The following is a 20,268-nucleotide window of genomic DNA, read 5'->3' on the forward strand; positions in this document are numbered from 1 at the left end:
GGGGAGAACAGCGGAACTGTACCGGGGCGTTCAACAGGGGGCGGGGGCCATCCATGGCGACGGACACCAGCGAGGGCGCCCGGCCGGAGCCCGTGGCCGCGCTCACCGGAGGCGTTCGTGTCCCCGGCTCTGCCGGGGCGCCGGGGCCCGCAGTCCGCTTCGCGCCCGCCGTCTCCCCGCGCACGCTGCTCTCCCGTGCCCTGTCGGTGCCACTCGCGCTCGGACTCTCACTCGTGCTGCCCCTGGTCGTCGCCGTACAGCCCGGTGAAGGGGTCCACGACGCCGCGTACTGGCTCCAGCTGACCCTGACGGTCTACGCGGGGGTCAGGCTGTCCGGGATGGTGCTGACCAGCCACCGCAAGCTGCTCCAGGGGGCGTTCTGGCTCTTCGTCTACATGGCCATGGGGGTGGCTCCGCTCGCCCAGGCGGTGCTCGGCAGGGTTCCCACGCCGGTGGTGGGTCCGCGCTCGGATGTGACCGAGGCCGTGGCACTCGTCCTCATCGGGTGCGCCGCCTTCGATGTGGGCGCACTGCTGGCCCGGCACCGGCCCGGCGGGAAGGGCCGCGGTGAGACCCGGCCCGCGCTGGTGCACCGCCGCAGGCTTTATCTGCTGGTCGTGGTGGCCTTTGTGTGCAGCGCGGCGCTGGTCGTCAAGCTGGGCGGGCCCGCCGTCTTCTTCAGCAGTCGCCAGGAGATCATCGCCGGTATCGAGGAGGCGGGCATCTCGCAGGCCGACTCACAGGCCGGCCAGGCTCTGCTGCGGGGCTTCGGTACGGTCCCCGCGCTCTTCGCGCTGCTCGCCTACACCCGCTGGCTGGTCACGTCGCGGCGGGCCCGCAGATCCCCCGGGGTGATCGCTGTCTGGGGCGCGCTGGCCGTGCTGAACATCGTGGTCAACAACCCGATATCCAATCCGCGTTACTGGTTTCTCACCGTCCTGCTCGCCCTGCTGTTCACGCTGTTCCCGGTCAGTGCCGCGATGTACCGCTCCGCGCTGAGTCTGGGCGTCGTGGTGGCGCTGGTGATCTTCCCGTTCGCCGACCGGTTCCGCTACGACGCGCAGAACTACCACCCCGTGGAGACGACCTCGGTCCTGGAGCCGCTGGCCCTCAAGGACTACGACCAGATCGGCATGTTCGCGAACACCATCACCTTCGAGCGGTCCGGGGTGGGACATCTCTACGGCAAGCAGCTCGCCGGATCGGTCCTGTTCGCCGTTCCCCGGTCGGTGTGGCCCGGCAAGCCGCACGACACCGGGGTGATGGTCGGTGAGTGGATGGACGCGGTGAACACCAACCTCTCGTCGCCCGTATGGGCCGAGCTGTGGATCGACTTCGGTCCGGCCGGGATGACACTGGGACTGCTCGCCATGGGGTACGCGGCCGCGCGGGTGGACCGGAGATACGCACGCCGCGCGGTCCGGCGCACACCTCCCGGCAGCCTGATCTCACTGGTGGTGCCACTCGTCGCCGGTTACTCCTTCATCCTGCTGCGCGGACCGCTGCTGCAGGCGTCGGGGCGGGTGGCCATCGCGGTCATCTGCATCGCGATGGTCACGACCTACCGTCAGGACAGGGGCGCGGTACTGCGCTGACCGCCCCCGTCGGTGACGGGCTCGGCCGCCGGGCCGAGGCCGGTGACCCGGGCCCAGGCGGCGACCGCCTTCAGCGCGGAGCCCGCGGCGAGTCCCCAGGCCGCACCGGTCGCGCCGCCGAGCGGATAGCCGCCGAGCATCAGCGCCACCGAGACCAGCGAGAAGGCGACCTGGAGCGAGAGAGTGGCGCGCGGGCTGAGCACCCGGAGGGTGACGAGGGCGCAGGTGCCCAGCGCCATCACCGCGTACTGACTGCCGGTGGCGGGCAGCAGCGCGGAGGCCGACTGCCAGGTGGCTCCCAGGAGTTGGCGGCCCAGCCGGTCGGGCAGGGCATACAGCACCGCCGCCCAGCCGAACCCCACAGTGGCCAGCACACAGCCCAGGAAGGCGGCGGCGCGCACAGTGGCCCGCCGGCCGCCCAGCCTGCCGAGGACCGGCGGGCCGAAGGCGTTGACCGAGTTGAACAGGACGTTGAGCGGTCCGAAGAGGGTCGTGGCGCCCCGCAGTGCGCCCACCGCCAGCGGGCTGGCGAACAGCCCGAGGCCGAGCACCGCGAGCTGGCTGGAGGCGTTGCCGACGGCGAACTCGACGACGAACCGCATCCCGAGATGTCCGCGCCGAAGGTATCGCCGTACCTGTGTCGCGGCGCCGCGCACCAGCGGCCGCAGCAGCAGCAGGCCGGCCAGGAGCGCCGGGACGGCGGAAAGGCCCCAGACCGCCACCAGGCGCGCGGGGCTCACGTGGTGGGGCTGGACGAGCAGGGCGGGCACCACGCAGAAAAGCCGCAGTACGTCGGCGATGAGCGCGCGGTGGGGCTGCTGCAGAGCGGAGAAGGAGTAGCGCAGCCCGTCCTGGAGCAGCACGAAGGGCAGCACGAGCCCGAGCGCCAGGAAGGTGTGACCCAGCCGGCCGCCGGCGACCGCTCCGCCCGCCACCAGCAGGGCGCCCGCGGCGAGGGAGGCACAGGCGGTGAAGGCCGCGGCCGAGCGGCACGCCGACGCGAGCGCTGCCCGGTCGCCGCGCTCCAGCACCACGGCCTGTCCGACATACGACATGTTGAGGCCGAGCAGCACGGTGAACGTCAGATAGACCATCGAGAACGCGGCGAACCCGGCGGTGGTGGAGACCCGGGCCGCCATCACGAGCACCAGGATGTTGGTCAGGCTGGAAGCCGCCTGGTCCAGTACCGAGGCGGCGACGACGGCCGAGCGTCTCACCGGTCTCCCGCGCGGATGGTGCCGAGGGCGACGGTGTCGGTGCCGTCCCCCTCGGGGCCTCGGGGTGCCGCCGGGTGCGGGACCGGTGCCGGAAGCTGCGGCGCCGCGCCCGGCGGCACGGGTCTGCCCGATGCCCGGGTACCTCCGCCCCGGTGCCCCTGCTTGGCCGCGGTGCGGCGGCCCGCCCTGCGGGACCCGGTGTGGGTGACGGCACCCAGGACGGTGCCGCCGGCGCCGGTGATCAGCTCCCTGATCCGTACCAGATCGGCCCGGTGCACGGCACGCGGATCGCAGACGATCAGCACACCGTCGACCCGGTCGACCAGGGCGAGCGCGTCGGCGTAGGCGAGGACAGGCGGGGCCAGTACGACGACCGTGGCGTTCGGCGAGTCGGCCTCCTCGATCAGCCGTGTCACCCGCGCCGATGTGAGGGCGCGCGCCACGTTCCGTACCCGCTCACCGGGTATCAGGTCGAAGGCCCCCGACCCGCCGGCGTCCACCTGGAGTTGGTGGGGTCCGGGCCAGCCGGACTCGTCGAAGTCGGGCGGCAGGCTCCAGCCGGGCCTGCTGGGGGCGCCGGCACGCAGCAGGCCGGTGAGCGACGGCGTCCTCAGGTCGGCTTCGACCAGCAGTACGTCCTTGCCCGTCTCGGCGAACGATGCCGCCAGGTTGGCCGCCACGGCCGCCGCCGCTTCGCTGTTGCTGCCCCGGGGGGCCGCGACGAGGAGCCGGCGGCGGTCGGCGAACCGCTGGTCGTAGGCGAGCCGGAACGCCACGGAGCGGTACTCCTCGGCAAGGCGGGAGTCCGACTGGTCCACGGCGAGCAGCGGTCCGCCGTCGGCGACCCTCGGAAGGCTTCCGAGTACGGGCGCCCGCACCGCGCGGGCGACATCACCGGACGAGCGGGGCGACGGGTCGAAAACCAGCCGGACCCAGGCGGCGAGCAGCCCGAGCGCGATACCGACGGCGCCGCCCACACCGAGCGAGACGATCAGTCCGAGTCCGCTGGACGCGGACGGCGGTACAGCCTTGACGATCACGGTGCCGGCCGTCATGTCGAGCGCCTTGAGGCTCGCTATCTGACTGTTCAGGGTGCCGACCTTGCTCAGCAGGTCGTCGTTGCGGGCCCGTGAGGAGTCCGGCGCCGCGCTGCCCTCGGTCGCCAGCTGTCCGGCCAGGTCGCTCTGCTCCTTGGCGATCGGGTTCAGCTGGTTCTGCGACTTCTTGACCATGCTGTCCCGGAGTTCGCCCCACTGCTTCTTCCGGAGGTCGAGGTACGCCTTGGTCACGGCGTTGGCCCGGCGGGCCGCTTCCTCGGGCGAGGTCGTGGTGTAGGTGAAGTGGAGCACCATGGTCTGCGGCGGGTTGGTGACCTGGAGCCCGCGCTGGAAGGAGGCGAGGCCGCTGTCGGGGAGCCCCAGGGCCCGGACGGCGATCTCCGCGACGCTGCTGCTGACAGCGGTCTGCCGCTCGGTGCCCATGTTGATGGTCTTGTCGACCGAGACGGCCGGGTCGAAGGGGTCGTTGGTGGGGGCGCGCAGCCGGATGTCGCCGGCCGCCGCGTAACTCTCGGCGGACGTCACTCCCAGCCACGCGCCGCCCAGCAGTCCGATACCGATTCCCAGGCCGATGAGACGGCGGTAGCGCAGCAGTTGTCTGAACTGGTCCCTCAGAAGGTCCGGTTCGTCGTCCCTCGCCGCGGAAGCGTGCGTGTCCGTCACGTGCGTGGACCCCCCAAGGCCTCATCGATCAGTGCGTCGATCCGCGCCAGCCCCTCGTCCCTCGACAAGTGGGACGCCACATGACGCGGCCCCTCGGCCCCCAGAGCATCGGCGGTCACCGGATCTGCGGCGAGTCTACGCACCGCGGCCAGCAGAGCGTCCGGATCCTCCGGCGGAACGAGCACTCCTGCGCCCGAGCCGAGCACCTCCTGGGCGGTGCCGCCCCCGGCGGCCACAGAGGCCACCACCGGGCGCCCGGAGGCGAAGTACGAGGTCAGCTTGGAGGGGACGCTCATGTCGAGCACCGAAGCCCGCTGAGTGACCGCCAGGACGTCCGCGGCGGCGAGAATGTCCGGGAACTCACCTTCATCGGATGGCGGCAGGAAGACCAGGTTCGGCACATCCGCGGCCAGCCTGCCGAGCACCTCACGCTGGTTGCCGTCCCCCATCAGCACCACGCGCAGGGCGGGATCGCGTCTGGCGGTCTCGACCAGGACGTCGAGCCCCTGCTTCAGCCCCATGTTCCCCGAGTGCAGGACGACGGTGTCGCCCTTGCGCCAGCCGAGCCTGGCCCGGCTCTCCTCGCGCGGGCGCGAAGGACCCGGTATGTGGTTCCAGTTGGGCACGAGCCGGATCCGGCCGGGATCGACGCCCATCGCCCGTACCTTCCCGATGAAGGTCTCGTGGATCACGCCCACCAGTGTGGCCCGCCGCAGGGCGTACGACTCCGCGCGCTCGGCGAGGGCCGCGGCCCGGTCCCCGCCGCGTACCCCGCTCTGCACGGCCGCCGCCCCCATGAGGTCCTGCACGACGGGGACGTACGGCACCTCCCACCGCGCCGCGAGCCGCGCCCCGAGGACCCCGCCCGCCAGGCTGGGCATCTGCGCGAGGACGGCGTCGGGACGCCCGGTCCGGGGCGGAGCAGCCAGTCCGTGCAGGAGGACCGTGGCCTCGAAGAGCGCGCGCCGCGCGGCGGTCTGGCGCGGGGGCACGGTGTGCCGTCTGCGGTGCACCCGCACTCCGCCCCGCTCCTCTGACCGGCGCCAGACGCCGGCGTAGGACGGGTCCGTCGACCAGGACGGGTAGTGCGGCATCCCCGTCAGTACATGGGTCTCGTGGCCGCTGCGCGCCCAGTGTTCGGCTATCTGTGTCGCGTACGGGCCTATGCCCGCGTGCTCCGGTGCGTAGTTGGTGGAGACCAGCAGCAGCCGGCGCCGGCTCGCGGCCGGCTCTTCATTTCGTCGCGTCCGCGTCACGCGGCGGTCCCTTCCCCCAGAGGTGTACCCAATTGGCCACCCCGATCGTTCACTCATCCTGAACGGAATGTGCACGCTATCGTCAGTACCTTCCACCACACCGGGGGGTGTGGTTCGCTGGGGGGTTCAGTCATGACGGCAGGCAAACCGTACCGGGTCGGATACGCACCCGGCGCTTACGATCTGTTCCATATCGGGCACCTCAACATCCTTCGTCACGCGCGCAGTCAGTGCGACTACCTGGTCGCCGGGGTCGTCTCCGACGAGATGGCCGAGCGGGCCAAGGGACGCCGCCCGATGATCCCGCTCGTGGAGCGGCTGGAAATCGTCCGCAGTGTCAAGTACGTGGACGCGGCGTTCGTGGAGACCGTCGCGGACAAGGTCGAGACCTGGCGGCAGGTCCGCTTCGACGTCCTGTTCAAGGGCGACGACTGGCGGGGCACCGCGAAGGGCGAGAAGCTGGAGCAGGATTTCGCCGCGGTGGGCGTGGAGATCGTCTACTTCCCGTACACGGTGCACACGTCGAGTACCCAGCTGCGCCGCGCACTCGACGTACTGGCCCAGCCCGAACCGCAGTTCAGCGCCGAACTGCGCTCAGTTCCCGGAACCACTTCGTGAGGAAGGCGGCCAGGAACAGCGCGGCGGCGGCCCCGAGCACCGTATAGGCCCAGCGGAAGCCCGCCCCTTGGCCCAGCAGCAGGAAGACCAGGCAGAAGATGCCGTGGTCGACGGGGAGCAGTGCGACCGCGCGCAGCCGGGACGGTGCCGCGGCCGCGGAGCCCGGGGCCGGGCGCGGGGTGAGTTTCTCGGTGAGCAGTCCGCCGAAGAAGGTGACGACGGCTGCGAACTGGAAGGCGAGCGGTACCAGCAGCCACGCGTCGTCCGTCACCCCGAAGTGACCGGGGTGGCGGTAGAAGGCGATGAGTACGGCGGTGTGCAGCGCCGTGATCTTCGCGCAGTCCACCACGTGGTCCAGCCACTCCCCCGCGGCGCTGCCGCCGCCTCGCAGCCGGGCCAGCTGCCCGTCGGCCGAGTCGAAGGCGAACCCCACGGCGAGACCGGCCCACACGGCGACGCCCTGCCACGGGGACGGCTCCCCCAGCGCCACGGCGGCCACCGCGGCGAAGCTGAACACGGCGCTCACCAGCGTCACCTGGTTGGGGCTCAGCCCGACGGCGTGCGATCCGGCCGCCAGATAGCGGCCCACCGGGCGGTTCACGTAACGGGAGTAGAGCGACACCCCCTTGGCGGACTTCTGCGCCGTGCGCAGTTCGAGCAGCGCGGTACCTACGGTTCCCATGGCCCCCCCGGGTCATCTGTGCACAAATCGTGAACATCATCGCAGGTGTACGGCCACCTTCAAGACCGCGTCCGTTTCCCCGGACCCGCCGGGGTGTCCGTGCGGCCGAAACCCGCCTATGAAACCCGCCTATGAAAGGGGGAGTTGCCCGTCCAGTGCGCGGGCGAGACCCGGGGCCGTCCGTACGGACGCACCCCGCAGGAAGGCCGCGTCATAGGCCTCGTCCCCGATGGCGGACCGGGCACTGCGCTCGCACTCCTCCCGCACAGGCCCCAGCTCGGGCGTACCGCGCTGCGGATGGCCGACAGTGCGCCAGTACGCCTGGCTCGTCCCGTAGACCAGTGCGGCCCGTTCGCCGTCGCCCTGAGCCGCCAGGGCGGCGGCCAGGACGTCCAGGCCCAGGGCGATCCCGAACGCGTCGCCGATGTGGCGCTTGCCCATGAGCATGGCCCGCGCATGGGCTGCCGCGTCGCCGGGCCTGTCCTGGAAGAGCGAGACGAGGGCCAGCTGGTACTCGGTGTACGAGCGGGTCCACCAGTCACCGGTCTCCGCGCACGCGGCCCGCAACTCGGTGGCGAGACCGTGTGCTTCGGTGAGCATGCCGAGCCCGGTGAGCGCGAACACTTCGACCAGCCGGCACTTGCGGCGGGACGCCGAGTCCCTCGTCATGTCCGCGGGGCCCGGCAGCCGGACGGCCACGGTGTGCGCGGCCAGCGGCCGGCCGGCCATGAGGTGACTGAGGCCGAGGAGGTACCCGGCGGCGAGTACCTCCTCCGGGTCGCCCCCCTGCCGCGCCTCCTCGTCGCACCGGAGCCCCAGCTCGTGCGCCAGGCCGTGCTCGCCCTGGAGCAGCGCGTTCACGCCGAGCACCCACTGTGCGCGGGTCCTCGCCGGGCCCGGCGACGGGTGGAGTACCAGGGCGCGTTCCAGGTAGCCGCGCAGTTCGTGCAGGTGGCCGCAGCAGCTCCAGTAGAAGCCGACGAGACCGATGAGTTCGAGTGCGCGTGCGGGGTCGCAGACCAGCAGCCGGTCCATCGCGGTGCAGATGTCGATGTGCACATCGGCGACCCGCCGGTACCACTCACCCTGTTCGGCGCTCCGCCAGCCCGCGTCGGCGGCACGTGCGAGGGACAGGCAGTGCTCGGCATGGCGCTGGGCCAGTTCCTCACCCTCACCCAGTTCAGCGACCCATATCCGGCCGTATTCCCGGACGGTGTCGAGCATGCGGTACCGCGTGCCGTCCCAGCCGACCACGGACTTCTCGGCGAGCCCGTCCAGTACCCGCCCGACATCCTGCGGGGCGAGCGGTCCGCCGGAGCAGACTGCGCGGGCGGAGTCCGCGTCGAAGGGGCCGCGGAACACGGACAGGCGCGCCCAGAGGAGCCGTTCCAGCGGTTCGCACAGCTCATGACTCCAGCCGATGGCGGTCCGCAGCGTCCGGTGCCGCGGAGTTCCCGTCCGCTCGGTCCCCACCAGTGCCTCGAAGCGGTGGCTCAGTCTCTCGGCAACCTCCTCCACCGAGCTGTCGCGCAGCTGTGCGACGGCGAGTTCCAGCGCAAGCGGAATCCCTTCGAGCTGCCGGCAGATCCCGGCGGCCGCCCCGGCGGCGCGCGGGTCCGAGAGCGAGAGGCCGGGAACGGCCTTCCCGGCCCGTTCGGTGAAAAGGGCGAGTGCGGCGTGGTCACCCTCGACCGGCAGCGGTTCGATCTCGACGACGTACTCGCCGCCGACTCCCAGTGCCTGCCTGCTCGTCGCCAGCACCCGCAGGCCCGGCGCGGCGGTGAGCAGGTCGCCCACCAGGCTGCGGCAGGCGTCGACGAGATGCTCGCAGGAGTCGAGAACCAGCAGTCCCTCCTTGTCGGAGAGCCATTCGCAGAGCGCGTCCGCCTGGCTGCGCGTCGTATGGTCGGAGAGACCTACCGCGTCACAGACGACGGGCAGCAGGAGCCGTTCGTCCGGGAGCGGCGAGAGGTCCGCCCACCACGCTCCGTCCGGACGCTCCGGTGCCGCACGGCCCGCCGCACGCAGCGCGACGCGGGTCTTGCCCACTCCGCCGATTCCGCTCAGGGTGATCAGCCGGTGCGCCGCGAGAGCGTTCCGCAGATGCCCCAGCTCGTTCTTTCGGCCCACGAGACTCGTGGTCTCGCGGGGAAGGTAACCCGCCACGGGATCAGTCTCGCCTACTTCGGGCACCCGTCGCACCGCGACGCCGGTGTTCGTTCACCGGTCGTTCCCCGGAGGGGTGAACACCGGCTCACAAGAGCGGCGTTGAGGTATCGCCACGCCACCGCGTCGGTGCTCGACAACACCGGTGAAGTGGCGGAAGTTGTGGTGGAAGGTACCGGTCCGCCGCAGGCGGCCGTCCACCACGCCGCGTCGCCGTACAGCCAGTAGCCGGGAGCCCCTGTGAACTCACCCCGCCGTCAACCCACTTGCCGTGGAGTACGACGGCTGATCGGGACCGTGTTCGCCGCCGCCGCGCTCGCCGTATCGGCCACGGCGGGCACACCCGCGTCCGCCGCCGCAGGCGGAGCGGGCGCCACGGGCCGCCAGGTGTACGTGGCACTGGGAGACTCGATGGCCGCGGGTCCGTTCGTCCCGCGTGGCACGGGGCCCGTCGCCTGCGGGCGCTCGACCGGCAACTATCCGCACCGGCTGGCCGCACGGCTCGGGGCCGCCGTGTTCCGCGACGTCACCTGCAGCGGGGCGGAGACCGGCGATATGACGGCGCCTCAGCGGCTCTCCGTCCTCGGTCTGGACGCGGGCACCGTGCCGCCCCAGGTCGACGCACTGAGCACCGCCACCACCCTGGTGACCCTGACCATCGGCGGCAACGACGCCGGTCTGGTCGGGGTCGCGGGCGGCTGCGTCCGGCTCAGCCCGGTCGGCGGGTACTGCCGGGACACGTACCTCAGGGACGGGGTGGACCAGGAAGCGGCGCGCATCGACGGTCTGGGCCCCCGGCTCGCCGCCGTGCTGGACATCATCCACCGGCGCTCCCCCGCAGCCCTGGTGCTGGTCACCGGTTACGGCGACTACCTCAGGGCGGGCGGCTGCTGGCCCGCCGTCCCGCTGCTCGGAAGTGATGCCGACTGGTTCCAGGGCAGCATCGACCGGATGAACAGCGTGATCTCCGCGGCGTCCGCCGCGCACGGCGCCGAGTACGTCGATGTCCGCACCCCGAGCGGAGGACACGATGCCTGCCGGTCTCCGAGGGCCAAGTGGGTGGAGGGCTTCGTACCCACCGCGCCCGCCGCACCGCTGCACCCCAACGCACGCGGCGAGCAGGCGTACGCGGATGTCATTCACAGCCGGATGGGCGGCTCACGGTACGGCGTGCCCGGCGGGCGGGGGCGCTGAGGCACTGGCTGTCACACAGGTCCATCGTCCATACTGCGCACCGTGGAACAGCACATAGGTCCGAAGAGCCCCCTGCCCGTGCAGGCCGCCGCGACAGACCCGGCGTACGTCCCCGGCCTCATGCCGCCGCGCGCCGGCGCACAAGCCGCCGATGAGCCGGAGCAGGCCGAAGCGGAGGTCCCGGAGCGCGCCGGGAAGCCCGGCGACGCCGCCGCGACGCCCTCCGGCGATGTCCGGGAGGACGCATCGGCGCAGGATGCCGGGGACAGCGTGGCGGACGGCTCCGTGGCGCAGGAGCCCGCGGCGCCGCCGGAGCCGGCGGAGAGCGGCGACGGGGCCGCGGAGCACGAGCCCCCCGCGAGCGGGGATGCCGGGCGCGAGGACGACGACGGCCCTGCGCTCGAGGTCGCCGACCGCCGTTCGACGATCATCGCGAACCGCGCGGGCATCATCCTCCGGCTGGACGACCAGGAGGCCGAGTTCGAGTGGAGCGAGATCGGCGCCGTCGAGTTCCAGACGTCGAAGTACGGGCGCAGGCTGACCGTTTTCGTGCACATGCCCAACCGCCACACCTACCAGGCCGACGTCACGGCTTCGGGCCGGGATGAGCTCAAGGAATGGTCCGGGCGGCTCGACGCAGTCCTGGACGCCTACTTCGAGGAGTGAGTGGGGCGCGTCCGCCCGCCCGGACGCGCCGAAGGACGCTGACACGTACGAGAACCGCACCCGTGTCCCCATCACCGCGCCCGAGCCCTGCCCCGCACCCGGCTGTGTTCGTCCGTTCGGCTGGGTCCGGGCGGGGCGGCTTCCAGAAGAGCATCCGAACCGATATGCATGAGCTTGCCCATGTAGTTGTCGAAATAGGAGTCTTCATGCGTCTTCGCAGCATGCTCGTCGCCAGCGCCTTCGCCGCCTCCGCAGTGCTGGGTGGCGCCGCGTCCGCCTCGGCCCATGACTACGGCCACGGCCACGGCCACCACCACGGCATCGCCGCCGCCGGCAGCTTCCACAAGGAGGCCAGCGGCGTGTACTACCACAACCTCGGTGGCCCGGCGGGCATCACGGACGCCGGCGCCTACAAGAACGCCAGCGAGGGCTGGTTCGGATTCATGGCGCACTGATCCGGACTCTCGACGCCCCCGATGCCGCACTGTGCGCGGTGTCGGGGGCGTTGTTCTGCCCGGCAGGCGCGAGCAGGGTGCCTCGCGCACCGGTGCACGGCCACCGCAGGCGGCCCGGCGGTGCGCAGCCGGCCTACGCGGCGCCGGGCCCGTCGAGGAACCGGAGCAGCACGGCGGCTTCCTCGCGGAGCTGTGCGGCCCGGCCGGCGTGCGCGGGGGATGTCAACTCCGCTGCGGCCTGCATGCGTTCGGTGGCCTCGGCCCGCACGATGTCCACCATGGCGCACTCGCTCAGCTCACGCCGCATCACATCGGTGGCCCCGGCGCCGACCGGCGACTCCTCCAGGGCCGGGCCGTGCGGACCTGCCGCGTCCAGGGGCACCGCCCCGGCGTTGTCCAGCGCGGCGAGTGTGGCGCGCAGGGCGCTCACGGCCACCTTGTCGCGGGCGCGCATCGCGTCCGGCAGGGCTTGACGCATGCGAGTGTGCAGAGACATACCGGTGACCCTAGTGCAGCCGCCCGTTGGAACCACGGTCCCGCACAGCCACGGAGACCCGCCCGACGTGCCCGCCGGGGCCGTAGGGCATCCCGTCGACACGGGACGACGGGGCGCACGGCCCTGCCGGCGCCCCCTACGCGACGCGTCGCAGACGGGCCGAGAGATGGTGCTGCAGCGGGCGGCCCACCGCCGCGAGGTCGTGAATGAACGTGAGCGTGCCGTCGTCGGTCAGGGCGTAGCTCCGACGGGTGGCACTGACCTCCTTGGCCGTGGGGGTGAGGGCCACGGTGTCGGCGGCGAGGTCGACCGTGTTGCCGGCGGCGTGGCCGACCGCGATCTCCGCGATCCCGGTGGGCTGGGTGATCAGGGCCTCCACCCTGCCGTCGGGCTGGAGCCGCCACCAGCCGCTCTCCCGTGCTGATGGGCGAAGCGGCGCGCCGTCGGTGTCGAGCAGCCAGGCCCGGGTCTCGTAGTGGAGGAAGGGCCGGCCGTCGTGGCTGAAGGTGACCTCCTGGGCGTAGGAGAAGTCGCCGTCGAGCGTCGGGTATCCGCCCTCGCCCCGGCCGCGCCAGCGGCCCAGCAGACCGAGCACCGGCGCGAGAAGTGCGTGGGGCGCGGGCGCTTCGTCCGGGCGATGGCCATCGGGGTACGGGTGCTCCGATACGGGGTCGAACACGGATTGCGCTCCTGAAGTCGAGGCTGGTTCCGGTCCGAAGCCTAAAGGGTCCTTGCACTATGGGCGTCCGGTGAGGTCGCGTGGCCCGGTGCCGTGTAGCGCAAGCGCCGGAGAGTCCAGGATGGGGGTCCCCTCTGGCCCTCAAGGCCTTGGGGGAGGAGCCACCTGGGTCTTTCGGCAACGCCGCGAGTCGCGGCGCCAGGCCGCGCGGCCCTGCTCCTGCGACGGCAGAGCGGTACGGGCGCGCAGTGCGGCGTTCCTCATCGGATGGTTCACCGGGGCTGTCGCCCAGTGGCCGGAGCGGGACCGCGATGACCTCGGCCGCCTGCTGGCCCGCTTCGCCGACGCTGTGACGGCGCAACTGGCCCAACCCGACGGCACACCGTCTACCGGACACTGATTCAGCCGTGTGGCCACGGATGAAGCCCGTGTTACGGCCGCACGAAAAGAACGGCCTCCCCAACCTCCCACCGCTCCCCGGCAGCACACCGGCCCCGCCTGCCGACGCGGAATGTCTTCCCTGCTCAGAGGGACGAGGCCGCCCTTCGCCTGCACCGGCTGCCGTGCACGTCAGGCCTGTTCACACACCCTGACGGCACGTTGACGGCGACTCGCCCGCGTGGGTTACTGACGCCGGACCGGCCAGGTGATCCACCGCCGGTCCGGCGGCCGCGAATCCCGTGTGCCACCTGTGGTACCGAGCGCGTCCCGGGCAACGCCGGCGCGGCAGAGAGAACCAGGATGACCAGCATGGAGAGCGCACCGGAGCGGACGCCGGCCCCCGGCCCGCTCCGTTCCGCCACGCTGTACCCCGGCTCCACGCGTACGCCGTCCCCCGATGGTCACCCCCACTGCGCGTGTACCGGCGGGCTGCCGGCCGGCGCCCCGCGCCGCGGCCGCTGACCCCCGGACGGATTCCGTCCCGCCCCAGCCCCTTCCCGTACCGCTGCCCCGCGCCCCGGCCGTGCCGTTCCCACCGGCTCAGCCGCGCCGGTCCCGCCGTCCGGCCACCTCTCGATCTCTGGAGTGCCCATGCCCGAGACGTCCGCACCCCCGGGCGAGCCGGCCACTGCCGGCCCGTCCCCCGTTTCACCCGGACAGCCTCCGGCCGCTTCGGACGCGGCTCCGGCGGGTCCGGCCGCCCCGGTGGCCGACCCCCGCCTCGCCGCCGAGCGGGTGCTGCCGCTGCGCCACCCCTGGCGCTGGGTCCTGACAGCGGTGGTCGTGATCCTGGTCGCCCAGTTCGTCCACGGGCTGGTGAGCAACCCGTTCTACCAGTGGGACAGGTTCTCGTACTGGGTCTTCCGTCCCGTGGTGCTCGACGGGCTTGTGATCACCCTCGAAGTCGCCGCGCTCAGCGCGGTGGTCGGACTCATCGGCGGTGTGGTCCTCGCCCTCTGCAGGCTCTCCCCCAATCCGGTGCTCCGGTCGGTCTCCTGGGTCTACATCTGGCTGCTGCGTTCCGTACCACTGATCGTCGTGCTGCTGTTCCTCTACAACTTCAGCGCGCTCTACCGGACACTGAGCCTGGGAATCCCGTTCGGACCGGCCTTCTTCCACTTCGACGAGTCACATCTCGCCACGGACATGACCGTCGCGGTCGTCGGTCTCAGTCTCAACGAGGCCGCCTACGCAGCCGAGGTGGTCAGGTCCGGCGTGCTGTCCGTGGACCAGGGCCAGCACGAGGCGGCGTCCGCCCTCGGGCTGCCCCGCGGATTCCAGTTCCGCCGCATCGTGTTCCCGCAGGCCCTGCGCGTCATCGTGCCCTCGTACGTCAACCAGCTGATCGGCCTGGTCAAGAGCACTTCACTGGTCTTCTACGTCTCCCTGCTCGACCTGTTCGGCACCGTACAGAGCCAGGGAAGCACCTATCCGGGAGACATCGTGCCGCTTCTGCTGGTGGCAACCTGCTGGTACATCGTGCTGACGAGTGCCGTCTCGGTGGTCCAGTTCTATGTGGAGCGTCACTACTCACGGGGTGCGCTGCGCACCGTGCCTCCTACGCCTCTGCAGAGACTCCGGTCCGGCGTCCGCAGCGCCCGCGCCCGGATCGCGATCGGATCGGGCATATGAGCGTCAGCGCACCGCAGACCCCGAACTCCTCCGTCCGTTCCGAGCCGGTGGCCGTCGAGATCCACCAGGCGCACAAGTGGTTCGGCACCCACCATGTGCTGCGCGGCGTCGACCTGACGGTGGAACCGGGCTCGGTCACCGCGGTCCTCGGACCGTCCGGGTCCGGCAAGTCGACACTGCTGCGTGCCGTGAACCACCTGGAGAAACTGGACATCGGCCATGTGACGGTCGGCGGTGAACCGATCGGCGTGCGGCATCACCGCGGGCGGCTGAAGGAGCTGACGGAGCGCACGATCCGGGCGCAGCGCAGCCGTATCGGCTTCGTCTTCCAGCACTTCAATCTGTTTCCGAACCTGACGGTGCTGGAGAACGTCGCCGCGGCGCCGACCGCCGTGGGCCGCGTGGACCGGGAGGGCGGCCGGGTCCTGGCCCGCGCTCTGCTGGAGCGGGTGGGACTCGCGGACAAGGCGGACTCCTACCCCCGGCAGTTGTCCGGCGGCCAGCAGCAGCGGGTGGCCATCGCACGGGCGCTGGCTCTTGAACCCGGGGTGATCCTCTTCGACGAGCCGACCTCGGCGCTCGACCCCGAGCTGGTCAGTGAAGTGCTCGCCGTCATCAAGGAGTTGGCGACCGGCGGGACCACACTGATCGTGGTGACGCATGAGATCGGCTTCGCACGTGAGGTGGCCGACCGGGTCGTCTTTCTCGACCACGGCCGGGTGGTCGAGCAGGGGCCGCCCGCCCAGGTGCTGGACAACCCCCGCGAGACCAGGACCAGGGAGTTCCTCGGCAAGGTCTCCTGACTTACCGCTGCCGCCCACCGGCGCACCGCTCCACCGACTCCTCCGTCCCGCTTCTCCCACCCACGCTCAAGGGATCCGACATGCCCCGCCGCAGTTCCCGACTGTCCGCTCTCGCCGCCGCCTGCACCGTCCTCGCTCTCGCCGCCGGCCTCAGTGCCTGCGGTGACAGCGGCAGCAACGAGCCGTCCGGCTCGCCCGGCGCCGCCAAGGGGACGGTGGTCATCGGCGCGGTCTCGAACGGGGCCGCCAGGCAGACGACGCTGAAGGTGCCCGAGGTGGCCTCGATCCGGGCCCAGCTTCCCAAGTCCGTCACCGCGGACGGGAAACTCTCCATCGGCCTGGGCATGCTCTCGGCGGGCTCGGCGCCCCTGGGCTACGTCGGGGACGACCAGAAGACCGTGACCGGCTCCGAGCCTGATCTCGCCCGGCTGGTCGCCGCGGTTCTCGGCCTGAAACCCGACGTGAAGAACGCGACGTGGGAGAACCTCTTCGTCGGGATCGACAGCGGGCGCACCGAGGCCGGATTCTCCAACATCACCGACACGGAGGAGCGGAAGAAGAAGTACGAGTTCGCCTGCTACCGCGAGGACAACCTCGGTTTCGAGGTGCGGAAGAGCTCCGGCTGGAACTTCGACGGCACGTACAAGAGCCTGGCGGGCAGGACCGTCGCCGTGAGCGCCGGCACCAATCAGGAGAAGCTGCTGCTGGAGTGGCGGGACAAGCTGGCGGCCGAGGGCAAGAAGCTCACGGTGAAGTACTTCCAGGAGAGCAACAGCACCTACCTGGCGCTGAATTCGAGGAAGATCGACGCGTACTTCGGCCCGAATCCCAGCCTCTCGTACCACATCGCCCGAACTGCGTCGACCCCGCAGGCCACCCGCAGCGCCGGCACCTACTCGGGCGCCGGAGCCTCGTTGCAGGGCCTTATCTGCGCGACCGCCAAGAAGGACAGCGGCCTCGCGAAGCCACTGGCCGCTGCCGTCAACTACCTGATCAAGAACGGTCAGTACGCCAAGTGGCTCGGGGCGTGGAACCTCCGGAACGAGGCCGTGAAGACCGCCGAAGTGAACCCTCCCGGTCTGCCGGTCACCAACTCCTGAAGCACAGCCCGGTCCCCGCATGAGCCGCGAGGACGCACCGTCGTGAACCGCAGAGAGAAGAGAAGGCGCTTCATGTCCACCGACCTCCGGTCACCGCAGCCCCTGCCCCTGCCCGCCCCCGCGCCCGCTGCCGGAACGCAACCGGCGCACCTGCTGGACAACGCCGCCTGGGCGGCGCTCCGTGGACCGCACCGGCGTTTCGCCGAGACGGTCGGGTCCGCCGCGCGCTACCTGCCGGACGTCGCGCCCTTCGTCGCGCTGGCCGATCCGGCGTCCCCCAGGGCGTGGGACGACCTGGCAGTGCTGGTCGGCCCCGGTGAGCAGACCGCGGTGACCGGGGTCGCTGCCGTGCCGGACGGCTGGGAGACGGTGCGGCAGGGGACCGGTGTCCAGCTCGTCGCCGACACGCTGCGCACAGCCCACGATCCGGAGGCCGTCCGGCTGACCCCGGCCGACGTACCGGAGATGCTGGATCTGGTGGCCCGGACCCAGCCGGGCCCCTTCCTTCCCCGCACCATCGAACTGGGCGCGTACTGGGGCATCCGCCGTGGCGGTCGCCTGTTGGCGATGGCGGGCGAGCGGCTGCGCCCTCCCGGCTACACGGAGATCAGCGCCGTCTGCACGGATGCCGGACACCGGGGCGGAGGGCTCGCCACCCGGCTGGTGCGCCACGTGGCCGACGGCGTGCGGGGCCGTGGGGACATCCCGTTCCTGCACGCGGCGGCCGACAACGAGAACGCCATCCGGCTGTATCTGGCGATGGGCTTCACCCTGCGCCGCCGCAACCTGTTCGTCGTGGTCCGGGCTCCCGGGGGCAACTCCCCCACCGCACACGGGGGATGACTCCCCCGGCACCGGTGGGCCCGGTCCGGCAGCGCCCCGCTCCGCGCCCCGGAGAGGAGCAGCTGCGCCCCGCCGGGACGCACGTCCCCCTACATCACACAGCCCATTCAGGAAAGGCACAACGGACATGACACAGTCCCCCTTCCCTCCTCCCGAACCCCTCCACCTCGCCGTGGCACTGGACGGCACGGGCTGGCACCCGGCGTCCTGGCGTGAGCCCGGGTCCCGTGCCGACGAACTCTTCACCGGCGGCTACTGGCTGGATGCCGTACGGGAAGCCGAACGGGGCCTCGTCGACTTCGTGACCTTCGAGGACGGGCTGTCCCTCCAGTCCACCGATCCGACCGGTGACGACCGGCGTACCGACCAGGTCCGCGGCCGCCTGGACGCCGTCCTGACCGCCTCCAGGGTGGCGCCGCTGACCCGGCACATAGGGCTCGTACCGACCGCGGTGGTCACGCACACGGAACCGTTCCACCTCGCGAAGGCCATCGCGACACTGGACTACGTGAGTTCCGGACGGGCCGGCGTCCGGGTGCGGGTCTCCGCAGCGGCTCACGAGGCCGCGCACTTCGGACGCCGCGATCTGCCGGGGATACGGCCGGAGGACGCCGGGCTCCCGCACACGCGGGAGCTGGTACGCGAACTCTTCGACGAGGCCGCCGACTACGTCGAGGTGCTCCGCAGGCTCTGGGACAGCTGGGAGGACGACGCGGAGATACGCGACACCGCCACCGGCCGGTTCATCGACCGCACGAAGCTGCACTACATCGACTTCCGCGGAGACCGTTTCAGCGTCAAGGGCCCGTCCATCACACCGCGCCCGCCGCAGGGCCAGCCGCTGGTGACGGCCCTCGCGCACGCGGCCGTTCCGTACGCACTCGTGGCCGGCTCGGCGGACGTCGGGTACGTCACGCCGCACGATGCCGCCGGGGCGCGAGCCGTCTCCGAGGAGATCCTGGCCGCCCGGGACACCGCGCGGCGGGGCGGGGAGACGGTCCATGTCTTCGGGGACCTGGTGGTCTTCCTGGACGAGACCGCTGCTGCGGCGAGAGCGCGCCGGCGGCGGCTCGACGAGGTGGCCGGCGCCCCCCTGACCAGTGACGCCGAGGTGTTCACCGGCACCCCGGGCGAGCTCGCCGACCTGCTGCTGGACTGGCAGCGCGCGGGCCTGACGGGATACCGGCTGCGGCCCGCCGTGACAGGCCACGACCTGCCCGCCATCACCAGGGGCCTGGTCCCCGAGCTCCAGAACCGGGGCGCTTTCCGCCGTGCCTACGAGGCCGGCTCGCTGCGTGGGCTGCTCGGCCTCGGCCGGCCCGCCAACCGTTACGCCCGGGTCCGGGCCGGAGGACAGTCATGAGTGCCAGCCAGAAGCAGATCCATCTCGCCGCCCACTTCCCCGGGGTCAACAACACCACCGTCTGGAGCGACCCGGAGGCGGGCAGCCAGATCGACTTCGCCTCCTTCAGCCACTTCGCGCGGACCGCGGAGCGGGCCAAGTTCGACTTCCTCTTCCTGGCCGAGGGGCTGCGTCTGCGGGAGCAGGGCGGCGAGATCTACGACCTGGACGTGGTCGGCCGCCCGGACACCTTCACGGTACTGGCGGCGCTGGCAGCGGTCACGGACCGGATCGGGCTCGCCGGCACGATCAACTCCACCTTCAACGAACCGTACGAGGTGGCACGGCAGTTCGCCTCCCTCGACCATCTGTCCGCCGGCCGGGCGGCGTGGAACGTCGTCACTTCCTGGGACGCGTTCACCGGGGAGAACTTCCGGCGCGGCGGGTTCCTCCCGGAACAGGACCGCTACACGCGGGCCGAACAGTTCCTGCGCACCGCCTGGGAGCTGTTCGACTCCTGGGCGGACGACGAGGTCCTGGCCGACCGGGAGAGCGGCCGGTTCCTGCGTACCGCGGACGCCGGTACGTTCGCCCACCGCGACCAGCACTTCGACATCGCGGGCCGGTTCAACGTGCCGCGCTCCCCGCAGGGGCGTCCGGTGATCTTCCAGGCGGGCGATTCGGACCAGGGACGGGAGTTCGCGGCAGCGACCGCGGACGCGATCTTCAGCCGGCACTCCGCGCCGGAGGCGGGCCGCGTGTTCTACCGCGACGTGAAGGGCCGGCTGGCCCGCTACGGTCGTGAGCCGGACGAGCTGCTGATCCTGCCCGCGGCCACCTTCGTCCTGGGCGACACGGACGCCGAGGCGGCGGAGCGCGCCCACGAGGTGCGGCGCAGCCAGGTCAGCGGGCAGACCGCGATCAAGTTCCTGGAACATGTGTGGAACCGGGACCTGTCCGGCTACGACCCGGACGGACCGCTGCCCGACATCGACCCGGATACGGGTGAGCACACGGTGGCGCGCGGCAGGGCGAGCGTACGCATGGTGCGTGATCCGCTGGCAACGGCCTCCGAGTGGCGGCAGCGCGCGAAGGCCGAAGGGCTGTCCATCCGGGAGCTGGTGATCGAGACGAGCGCCCGCCAGACGTTCATCGGTTCACCGGCCACGGTCGCCGACGCGGTCGACGCCGCTGTACAGAGCGAGGCGTCCGACGGCTTCATCTTGGCCCCGCATCTGGTCCCCGGCGGGCTGGACGAGTTCGCCGACAAGGTGGTGCCACTGCTGCAGGAGCGCGGGGTGTTCCGCACGGAGTACGCGGGGACGACGCTCCGCGGCCATCTCGGGCTGCGCCCGTGATGTG

The 20,268-nt window shown here is 71.6% G+C and carries 19 protein-coding genes; 12 read left to right on the forward strand and 7 right to left on the reverse strand.

The window, feature by feature from the left end; genetic code table 11:
- The first annotated feature begins 53 nt into the window (after positions 1–53).
- Entirely contained in the window at positions 54–1,595 is a 1,542-nt protein-coding gene (locus tag OG584_RS03500) for a hypothetical protein (RefSeq protein WP_405774844.1), read from the forward strand.
- Here the strand turns inward: OG584_RS03500 and OG584_RS03505 are convergent.
- Genes OG584_RS03505 through OG584_RS03515 form a run of 3 tightly spaced genes read right to left on the reverse strand, consistent with a single transcriptional unit; the run spans position 1,568 to position 5,735 of the window.
- Positions 1,568–2,812 (reverse strand): hypothetical protein, encoded by a 1,245-nt coding sequence (locus tag OG584_RS03505; protein WP_405774846.1) that lies wholly within the window; start codon positions 2,810–2,812, stop codon positions 1,568–1,570. The genes OG584_RS03500 and OG584_RS03505 overlap by 28 nt on opposite strands.
- Positions 2,809–4,533, reverse strand: coding sequence for a lipopolysaccharide biosynthesis protein (locus tag OG584_RS03510; protein ID WP_405774848.1), 1,725 nt, complete (start codon positions 4,531–4,533; stop codon positions 2,809–2,811). Before OG584_RS03510 ends, OG584_RS03505 begins: the two co-directional genes overlap by 4 nt.
- Positions 4,530–5,735 carry a glycosyltransferase family 4 protein gene (locus tag OG584_RS03515; RefSeq protein WP_405783858.1) on the reverse strand — a complete coding sequence of 402 codons (1,206 nt, stop codon included), beginning with the start codon at positions 5,733–5,735 and terminating at the stop codon, positions 4,530–4,532. Before OG584_RS03515 ends, OG584_RS03510 begins: the two co-directional genes overlap by 4 nt.
- Before the next feature lie 186 nt (positions 5,736–5,921).
- Between OG584_RS03515 and OG584_RS03520 the strand changes: the two genes are divergently transcribed.
- Positions 5,922–6,407, forward strand: coding sequence for an adenylyltransferase/cytidyltransferase family protein (locus OG584_RS03520; protein WP_405774850.1), 486 nt, complete (start codon positions 5,922–5,924; stop codon positions 6,405–6,407).
- Here OG584_RS03520 and OG584_RS03525 read toward each other — a convergent pair.
- Together OG584_RS03525 and OG584_RS03530 are read right to left on the reverse strand one after the other, a co-directional pair.
- On the reverse strand, positions 6,367–7,089 hold the full coding sequence (locus tag OG584_RS03525) for a CDP-alcohol phosphatidyltransferase family protein (protein ID WP_405774852.1): 723 nt from the start codon (positions 7,087–7,089) through the stop codon (positions 6,367–6,369). The two genes, OG584_RS03520 and OG584_RS03525, sit on opposite strands and share 41 nt — an antisense overlap.
- A 129-nt stretch (positions 7,090–7,218) precedes the next feature.
- Positions 7,219–9,255: an ATP-binding protein gene (locus OG584_RS03530; RefSeq protein ID WP_405774854.1), complete on the reverse strand. Its 2,037-nt coding sequence runs from the start codon at positions 9,253–9,255 to the stop codon at positions 7,219–7,221.
- A gap of 102 nt (positions 9,256–9,357) precedes the next feature.
- On the opposite strand from OG584_RS03530, the gene OG584_RS03535 reads away from it, so the two are divergent.
- From OG584_RS03535 to OG584_RS03550, 4 genes are all read left to right on the forward strand, one after another.
- The gene (locus OG584_RS03535) at positions 9,358–9,483 is read left to right on the forward strand and encodes a hypothetical protein (RefSeq protein ID WP_405774856.1); all 126 of its coding nucleotides are present in this window, start codon (positions 9,358–9,360) and stop codon (positions 9,481–9,483) included.
- A gap of 60 nt (positions 9,484–9,543) precedes the next feature.
- Complete coding sequence (locus OG584_RS03540; RefSeq protein ID WP_405783860.1) at positions 9,544–10,449, forward strand: SGNH/GDSL hydrolase family protein; 906 nt, start codon at positions 9,544–9,546, stop codon at positions 10,447–10,449.
- A 42-nt stretch (positions 10,450–10,491) separates the two neighbouring features.
- On the forward strand, positions 10,492–11,115 hold the full coding sequence (locus OG584_RS03545; RefSeq protein ID WP_405774858.1) for a hypothetical protein: 624 nt from the start codon (positions 10,492–10,494) through the stop codon (positions 11,113–11,115).
- Between the two features lie 206 nt (positions 11,116–11,321).
- Positions 11,322–11,570: a hypothetical protein gene (locus OG584_RS03550; protein ID WP_405774859.1), complete on the forward strand. Its 249-nt coding sequence runs from the start codon at positions 11,322–11,324 to the stop codon at positions 11,568–11,570.
- A 133-nt stretch (positions 11,571–11,703) separates the two neighbouring features.
- On the opposite strand, the gene OG584_RS03555 is transcribed toward OG584_RS03550, so the two are convergent.
- A complete protein-coding gene (locus OG584_RS03555; protein ID WP_405783862.1) occupies positions 11,704–12,024 on the reverse strand; it encodes a hypothetical protein in 321 nt (106 codons plus the stop codon).
- 178 nt (positions 12,025–12,202) lie between these two features.
- Complete coding sequence (locus tag OG584_RS03560; protein WP_405774861.1) at positions 12,203–12,745, reverse strand: FABP family protein; 543 nt, start codon at positions 12,743–12,745, stop codon at positions 12,203–12,205.
- Between the two features lie 1,032 nt (positions 12,746–13,777).
- On the opposite strand from OG584_RS03560, the gene OG584_RS03565 reads away from it, so the two are divergent.
- From OG584_RS03565 to OG584_RS03590, 6 genes are all read left to right on the forward strand, one after another.
- Positions 13,778–14,818, forward strand: a complete 1,041-nt coding sequence (locus OG584_RS03565; protein ID WP_405774863.1) for an amino acid ABC transporter permease — start codon at positions 13,778–13,780, stop codon at positions 14,816–14,818.
- A complete protein-coding gene (locus tag OG584_RS03570) occupies positions 14,815–15,621 on the forward strand; it encodes an amino acid ABC transporter ATP-binding protein (protein WP_405774865.1) in 807 nt (268 codons plus the stop codon). The genes OG584_RS03565 and OG584_RS03570 overlap by 4 nt, the downstream gene beginning before the upstream one ends.
- Positions 15,622–15,701: 80 nt before the next feature.
- Positions 15,702–16,721, forward strand: coding sequence for a transporter substrate-binding domain-containing protein (locus OG584_RS03575; protein WP_405774867.1), 1,020 nt, complete (start codon positions 15,702–15,704; stop codon positions 16,719–16,721).
- Between the two features lie 72 nt (positions 16,722–16,793).
- On the forward strand, positions 16,794–17,564 hold the full coding sequence (locus OG584_RS03580; protein ID WP_405774869.1) for a GNAT family N-acetyltransferase: 771 nt from the start codon (positions 16,794–16,796) through the stop codon (positions 17,562–17,564).
- Positions 17,565–17,691: 127 nt separating this feature from the next.
- Positions 17,692–18,927, forward strand: a complete 1,236-nt coding sequence (locus tag OG584_RS03585) for an LLM class flavin-dependent oxidoreductase (RefSeq protein ID WP_405774871.1) — start codon at positions 17,692–17,694, stop codon at positions 18,925–18,927.
- Positions 18,924–20,264, forward strand: a complete 1,341-nt coding sequence (locus OG584_RS03590; RefSeq protein WP_405774873.1) for an NtaA/DmoA family FMN-dependent monooxygenase — start codon at positions 18,924–18,926, stop codon at positions 20,262–20,264. The genes OG584_RS03585 and OG584_RS03590 overlap by 4 nt, the downstream gene beginning before the upstream one ends.
- Positions 20,265–20,268 lie beyond the last annotated feature (4 nt).

The sequence above is a fragment of the Streptomyces sp. NBC_00859 genome, assembly GCF_045161865.1.
In the GTDB taxonomy this organism is placed as follows: domain Bacteria; phylum Actinomycetota; class Actinomycetes; order Streptomycetales; family Streptomycetaceae; genus Streptomyces.